The following is a 7,688-nucleotide window of genomic DNA, read 5'->3' as shown; positions in this document are numbered from 1 at the left end:
GTACCAGATTTCAACAGCTATGAAACAGGCATCAAAATCAGTGATGCCCAGATGAAATCGATAGACATGGAACCCATTGGGCCATTTCCTCTCTGGAACTATCGAATCAATGGTTTTAAAAGATCAACTTAATTGCTTACAGTTCCAAAGGGGCTGATTAAGATACGACAAAGCCAGGCATTAAGCCTGGCTTTGTCGTATCTGGTGGTGGCACTGATCTGCTACTTAAGGGCTGTGTACATGAGCAGGACTCCGCTTAGCATGGCCACTATGGAGAAGACTACTCTGACCTTTTCGGTAGGCATTTTAAGCAGCAGCGAGGTTCCTATATAGGCGCCAAGGAAGGAGGCCACAATCATTGCCGGAATCCACTGCCAGTGAATGGCTGTTACCGCTCCTACAGTGAAGGCGCCCACAGCATTCCAGATAGTGGCTACGAATACCATGGTGTGGAAGATGGCGCGCTTGAGCTCAAGGCCAAAGACCATGGCAAGGGTAAGGGTGGAGAACAGTCCGGCACCTGATGACAGTGAGCCTGAAAACATGCCAATGATTATGATAAGGAATATGCCCAGGATAAAGCGGGAGCGGGAGATGTTCTCCACTCCAGTCGAGCCAAAGCCTTTTTTGAGCATGGTGTACAGGCCCATGGCAATGGTGACCAGACCTACGGTGATTTCTGCAGCTTTGGTAGGCACGTTAATGACAATCAGAGTACCTGCTACTACAGCCGGGCATCCGGCCAGCATCATCACCAGGGCAACAGAGCGGCTGATGCTGTAATTGCTGCTCTTTTTCTTTGCCAGAGCTCCTATGCCCAGGAATACTACGGCCACCTTGTGGGTACCAAGGGCGGTAGCAAAGGGAAGTCCCATCAAAATAAGCAGAGGAAACTGAACGAAGCCGGCACCACCGCCTGATACAGAGGCAAAAAGGTTGGCGGTAAAGGTGAAGGCAAAGACCAGAACCTGGTCAAGAAGGGCAGAAGCGTCCATCGAAAATCTCTCAAGCACTTGCTAAAGTCAGTCTTCCTGCGGCTGACTTGTATCAGGAAAAGCTGAGTAAAGCTTAGATCTTTTATTTCTGATGATGTATCGAAGAGCGTATTGTTGCGGGCTTTTATCATCAATTCAGCTCAATTTGTGATCGCGGTTAAGATCCGGCTTTAATCCATGATCATATGTGGTGCCTCTTTTAAGCCCGGAACAGTCAAATCGGTTCAAAAGGTAAAACAAAAGGCATATTCCATGAGGAATATGCCTTATTGCCTTAAGAAAGCAGGGGCTGTTCTGACCTTGCGGTCATGCCAGCAGGGCCGGTGCCTGGCAGAGCCTGGCTGTGCCCAGCTCCTGAGGCCGTCCCGGCCTCCAGAGCCAGAGCAGCAGCCAGAGCCATGGCAGGGACAGAGTGTGGCCTCTGCAGGGGCACGATATGGCCCCGGCAGGGCCTGGTGACGGCATGGGCAGGGCGCAGCCGCGCCCATGACGGACGGCCAGGGGGTTACTTGTCGCCCTTGAGGCGCTCAAGGGCGCGGTGGGCAATGTCCTTACGATAGAACATGCCATTGAAGCTGATATTACGAGCCAGAGCATAGGCGCGGGCGGTAGCCTCGGCTACGTCCTCACCCATGGCAGTTGCGCACAGTACGCGGCCGCCATTGGTAACAACCTGGCCGTCCTTCTCAACAGTACCGGCATGGAAGATCTTACCGTACTCAGGAAGAGGGGTATCAAGTCCGCTGATGACATCACCCTTACGTGGACTGGCAGGGTAACCCTCGGCAGCCAGCACAACGCCCACAGCTGGATTTGGATTGTATGAGCAGGTCTTGCCCTCAAGACCGCCAGGTTCACAGCCACGGTAGCACAGGTCAACCAGATCAGAGGTCATACGCAGCATGATTGGCTGAGTCTCTGGGTCGCCAAAACGGCAGTTGAACTCAACTACACGTGGGTCGCCATTGTCATCAATCATCAGGCCTGCATACAGAAAGCCGCAGTAAGGAATGCCGTCATCGGCCATACCCTTGATGGTAGGCTCGATAATTCGCTCCATTACCTTCTGATAGACCTCGTGGGTAACAATTGGGGCTGGGGAGTAGGCACCCATACCACCAGTGTTAGGGCCGGTATCACCGTCGCCTACACGCTTGTGGTCCTGAGAGGTGGCCATTGGAACGGCATTGATGGTATCGGACATCACGATGAATGAGGCTTCCTCACCCTTCATGAACTCTTCGATAACAACGAGGGCACCGGCATCACCAAAGGCATTGTCCTCAAGCATGGACTTGACGGCCTCGATGGCCTCATCTTCGGTCATGGCAACTACTACGCCCTTACCGGCAGCAAGGCCGTCAGCCTTGATAACGATAGGAGCGCCATTCTTCTTGATGTAGGCAATGGCCTCATCAACCATGGTGAAGACTTCATAGGCAGCAGTAGGGATGTTGTGGCGCTTGAGGAAGTCCTTGGTAAAGGACTTGGAGCCCTCGAGCTGAGCACCGGCCTTAGATGGGCCGAAGATGCGCAGACCAGCATCCTTGAATGCGTCAACCAGACCTGCAACGAGCGGACCCTCAGGGCCAACGATGGTCAGATCAATGGCAGCATTGCGGGCAAAATCAACCAGACCCTGAATGTCCTTGACGTCGATATCGACGTTCTCGATTTTGTTTTCCTTACAAGTGCCTGGATTGCCAGGAGCAATATAGACAATATCAGCCAGTGGAGACTGGGCAGCACGCCAGGCCAGGGCATGCTCACGGCCGCCATTACCAACAACTAAAACTTTCATGCAAATTCTCCGAACATGCTTGTCTGCTGACCTTGTGACAGGCCCGGACAAGTCACGTCCTTAATCAGTGCTGAGAGCATATAACCACAGGGTGATATGCCCTCAGGTTAGCCCTTACCGTATAAACGGTACGGGGCGTATCCGGCATCTGAGCAGGCACCCTGGGTGCGGCTGACACCATGCCGGGCATGTAACTGCGTCGCAGCAGTAAGTGTTCTGCTGCTGACGGCACCGCCTCTGTCCTGAAGTTGCTCAGACGCCGCTGCTGCAGCGCTCACAGGCTGAGTCTGCAGTCTCGTCGCTGCTGCAGCGCGCCTGGCTTGCACAGCGCGGAGCAGCATGCTGTTTCGTTACAGCATGGGCTTACTCAATGACAGGGGAAGTGCTAACGTGTCTGAAAGACACGTACTTTTAATTAGTGGCGGAAGTGACGTACGCCGGTGAATACCATGGCAATGCCATGCTCGTCAGCGGCCTGGATGACTTCCTCATCACGGATGGAGCCGCCAGGCTGGATAATGCACTTTACGCCGGCAGCGGCAGCGGCATCAACGCCGTCACGGAACGGGAAGAAAGCATCAGAGGCAAGTGCAGAACCCTGCAGGGAGAGCTTTGCATCTTCAGCGCGAATGGTGGCAATACGTGCAGAGAAGACACGTGAGGTCTGGCCGCAGCCAATGCCCAGAGTGCGGTTGGCACTGGTGTAGACAATGGCATTGGACTTGGTGTACTTGCAGACGCGCCAGGCAAAGAGCATCTCGGTGATCTCTTCTTCGGTAGGAGCACGTTTGGTTACTACCTTGAGGTCCTCGCGCTTTACGTTGACCAGGTCGGCGTCCTGAACCAGCAGACCGCCGTTAACACGCTTGAAGTCATAACGTGGCTGACGCTCATCCATGTCGCCGATGGCCAGCAGACGGATGTTCTTCTTGGCAGCAACAGCCTGCTTTGCCTCTTCAGTTACGGACGGAGCAACAATAACCTCGCAGAACTGACGGTCAACAATGGCCTGAGCGGTCTTGCCGTCGAGTTCGCGGTTGAAAGCGATAATACCGCCAAAAGCAGACTCGCTGTCTGACTCAAAGGCCTTGATGTAGGCATCAGTCAGGTTGTCAGCCATGGCAACACCACATGGGTTGGCGTGCTTGACGATTACGCAGCATGGCTGCTCGAGGAACTCGCGCACGCACTCGATAGCGGCATCGGTGTCAGCGATATTGTTGTAGGAGAGCTCCTTGCCCTGATACTGCACGGCAGTGGCAATGGAGGCATTGGTAAGGGAGGTGTCCTTGTAGAAGGCAGCCTGCTGATGTGGGTTCTCGCCGTAGCGCATGCCCTGGAGCTTGACGAAGTTGAGGTTGAGGGTGCGTGGGAACTGACGCTTAACCAGCTCAACACCGGTCTCGGAGATGACAGGAGTGCCGGTCTCGTTCTCATCCTTGATGCCGTAATCAGAGGCGATAGTACCAAAGTAGTTGGCAATGGCTGAGTCGTAGGAGGCAGTGTGTTCGTAGGCGGCGACAGCCAGATCAAAGCGGGTCTTGTAGGTGAGGGAGCCGTTGTTGGCGTCCATTTCGGCGATCACGCGATCGTAGTCGCCGGCATTGACAACGATGGCAACGTCACGGTGATTTTTGGCAGCTGCACGAACCATGGTAGGGCCGCCAATGTCGATGTTCTCGATAGCCTTTTCCAGGGAGCAGTCAGGATCAGAGGTGGTTTTGACAAATGGATAGAGGTTGACGCAGACAAGGTCGATTGGCTTGATGCCGTGCTCGTCCATTACAGCCTCATCGGTGCCGCGACGGCCCAGGATGCCACCGTGGATCTTTGGATGCAGGGTCTTTAAGCGACCGTCCATCATCTCAGGGAAGCCGGTGTAGTCAGAAACTTCGATAACCTGAACACCATTGTCCATTAAAAGTTTGGCAGTGCCGCCGGTTGAGAGAATCTCAACACCGCGCTTAGATAAGGCCTGGGCAAACTCCAGGACACCGGTCTTATCAGATACAGAAATCAAAGCTCTTCTGACAGGACGAGATAAATCCATTCTTAAATGCTCCGCAGATAAGGTGAAAGAACAAAAAACAGCGGGCATCTAACACCAAAGCCCCGCAGGTGCAGGGCTGATGAAAGATGCCGGCAGAAAGAAACCGGATATGAAGATAAGAGAGGAGGTCCTGTTGCGCCTTATGCGCATCTCTGATGGAAATCAGAGCTCTACAGCTCAGGACAGAGGTTATTGCTGTCACTGCAGAACAAAACAGTCGTACAGCAACGAACACATCAGTGATACAAACCTTAAGGGCCAGCATATGGCCGGATAATCTGACTTGCTGCAGGCATGAACCAGTCAGCCTTGTTTCAAATCAGTAAAACTTATGGACAGGGTCTGAAATTTGCGCATATTTTAGCATGACAATGCCCTTTGATGCCCCTGCACTGCAAAAATCATAAGCTCATCAGGTTCCGGCAAACAGAGGCTTAAAGCACCTGAAAAAGCTCTGCCAGTTGTGAGCGCACTCCCAGCCTCTGGCACAAACCCCACCCCACCCCTGCCAGTCACCGCCATCAATCCTTATCATCACAGCAAGCACACTGCCCCTTGCTTCCAGGCAGCTGCACAGCAACCCTACGGCATCAGCTGCAGGCCATCACAATCCCACAAGCCCGGAGGGGCTGAGGCAAAAATAGCTGAGACACATTGCGCTGAAGCAAATTGAGCCTGGGCACGATGGGCTGAGTCACAATGCGCTGAAGCAAATTGAGCCTGGGCACGATGGGCTGAGTCACAATGCGCTGAAGCAAAGTGAGCCGGGGCACGATGGGCTGAGACACATTGCGTTGAAGCAAAGTTAGCCGGGGCACGATGGGCTGAGACACAATGCGCTGAAGCAAAGTTAGCCGGGGCACGATGGGCTGAGACACAATGCGCTGAAGCAAAGTTAGCCGGGGCACGATGGGCTGAGACACATTGCGCTGAAGCAAAGTGGGTAGAGGCAAAGCCGGCCATGTAGCAGTGTAATGAGTACATACGATATTCAATGGAGTGAGGCATACACTCCATGATATTGCTTACTGCTACTTGTCGTATATTGCGCAACATGTTTTCAGGCCGGGAGCGGGCACCTGACGTATATTAATGGGGTAAAGGTCATAAATGCGATAAACACCGGGTTTTATAATCATATCTACAGATCTGAAAATGGCAGAACAATGCTGTAAGTATGGATAGGAATTCAGCTATATGAGAATGTAAAAGCAATTTTTCACAAATGGCTTACTTAAGGGATTTATGATCGGAACTTCTTAGGGGCAAAACAGGGCAAAAAGTGGGTAGAAATGGCTCTACATAAAGGATTTAGGGGCCTAATTTCAAGTAGCGGGATCAAAAATATTTTTTTGTAAGTTCAGGGCCTTTCAGCCTGTACTGAACAGGCTGCAAAAATGGCTTATATAAGGCATTTTTATATAAGGCTAAAACATGTACGGGCTTACAATAGCACAAGCAAAAGCCGCTATTTATGCCATTTTTCACAAAATTGTGTTGATATTTAGCATTTGATGTGGTGAAATTCTAAAAAAAACGAGTGGTCGACTGACCAGTGTTTCGGATTGAAAGGATATATCGATATGAATAAGTCTGCACTTATCGATCAAATCGCAAAGCGTTCTGAGTTACCAGTTTCCCAGTCCCGCAAGGCCTTAGATGCTATGTTAGAGACCATCACCGAGGCTTTAAGCAATGGCGATCGTGTTCAGTTAGTAGGCTTTGGTACTTTTAAGGTAACTGATCGTAAGTCTCGTGAGGGCCGTAACCCAAAGACTGGTGAGGTTATTGAGATCCCTGCTTCTAAGACCCCTTCTTTCACCGCTGGTGCCGAGTTAAAGAAGTCCGTAAACAACCGTGACTAATTTTTAACTTCTGGAAAGACAAGTCTTTAGTAGAAGACACAAAGGGCAAGTTATTGCATTGCGATGCAGTAACTTGCCTTTTTTCGTGGCCTTAAAAAACACCCGTCCCCGCCAATGCCATATCCTGCAGACCCTCAAGCCTGCCAGCCCGTCCCATCCCACAGCTCATTGCATGCAGCCTGCTCATGCAATCATGCCCACACATCCCGTCCGACCTGCACAGTCGCTCCCACAGCTCATTGCATGCAGCCTGCTCATGCAATCCTGCTCACACATCCCGTCCGACCTGCACAGCCCCTCCTGCAGCTCATTGCAATCGGCCTGAAATTGCCATCTGGCCTTCGAGGTCAGGCTCAGCCAGGTTCTCTCACCGTTTGCGCGCCCACCTCCAGTTGTTTTACGTATCTGTCATATTAGTCCTCAGTTTCGCCCGTACTGGCTGCACTTCCGACGACTATGCTTATCTGAATGTGCAGGCGGTTACGAGCGCCAGACCTGTCACTTGAGGTGGCTGATATGAGGTCAGTGCAGTGCTTGCGTAAATGCAGCGCATTTTGCAGGGAGCTATTTGCTCAAATAGCGTGCTCTACACCACGCTTTAACAAAGTCGCGCCTGTAATTGACAGACAAAATCCCATACAATAGTTGAGCAATATTGTCAGTTCAGGCCAGCAGGCCATAGCAATCCTGAAGCTGCCCTCTCCTGACTGCAGACAGCTGTGCTTATGCATGGCGTTAGCTGCAGTATCGGCTGTTCTGTCCTATGGAGCAGCTGTTATCGAAGAGTGTGTGTAACCTTATTTGTGCGAGGGATGCTGCAGGCAATATCAGCTACGGCTGGTTCTGAGTTATCAGACAGCAGCTGAACGACAGCAGACCGGGGGTATCAACAGGTGCCCAGGCTGGCTGCCCGGGCCGTACTATGCAGACTGACCGGGAGCCGTAACCGGACTGAAGATCACAGGAAGTCCTCTGGA

At 52.1% G+C, this 7,688-nt stretch carries 4 protein-coding genes; 1 reads left to right on the top strand and 3 read right to left on the bottom strand.

Annotated elements, in window-relative coordinates:
• Positions 1-221 precede the first annotated feature (221 nt).
• The 3 genes from MXE41_RS11515 to purH all read right to left on the bottom strand — a co-directional run bounded on the left by MXE41_RS11515 (position 222) and on the right by purH (position 4,846).
• Positions 222-1,013: a sulfite exporter TauE/SafE family protein gene (locus MXE41_RS11515; RefSeq protein WP_247074008.1), complete on the bottom strand. Its 792-nt coding sequence runs from the start codon at positions 1,011-1,013 to the stop codon at positions 222-224.
• A gap of 487 nt (positions 1,014-1,500) precedes the next feature.
• The gene (gene purD, locus MXE41_RS11510) at positions 1,501-2,796 is read right to left on the bottom strand and encodes a phosphoribosylamine--glycine ligase (RefSeq protein WP_247100588.1); all 1,296 of its coding nucleotides are present in this window, start codon (positions 2,794-2,796) and stop codon (positions 1,501-1,503) included.
• Between the two features lie 415 nt (positions 2,797-3,211).
• Entirely contained in the window at positions 3,212-4,846 is a 1,635-nt protein-coding gene (gene purH, locus MXE41_RS11505) for a bifunctional phosphoribosylaminoimidazolecarboxamide formyltransferase/IMP cyclohydrolase (protein ID WP_247100587.1), read from the bottom strand.
• Positions 4,847-6,429: 1,583 nt separating this feature from the next.
• Here purH and MXE41_RS11500 point away from each other — a divergent pair.
• Positions 6,430-6,711 carry an HU family DNA-binding protein gene (locus MXE41_RS11500; RefSeq protein ID WP_246978694.1) on the top strand — a complete coding sequence of 94 codons (282 nt, stop codon included), beginning with the start codon at positions 6,430-6,432 and terminating at the stop codon, positions 6,709-6,711.
• Positions 6,712-7,688 lie beyond the last annotated feature (977 nt).

Origin of the sequence: Anaerobiospirillum sp. NML120449, assembly GCF_023051105.1 — a bacterium.
Lineage (GTDB): Bacteria > Pseudomonadota > Gammaproteobacteria > Enterobacterales > Succinivibrionaceae > Anaerobiospirillum.
The sequence above is the reverse complement of the archived record's forward strand: the minus strand, read 5'-3'. Positions and strand labels throughout refer to the sequence as shown.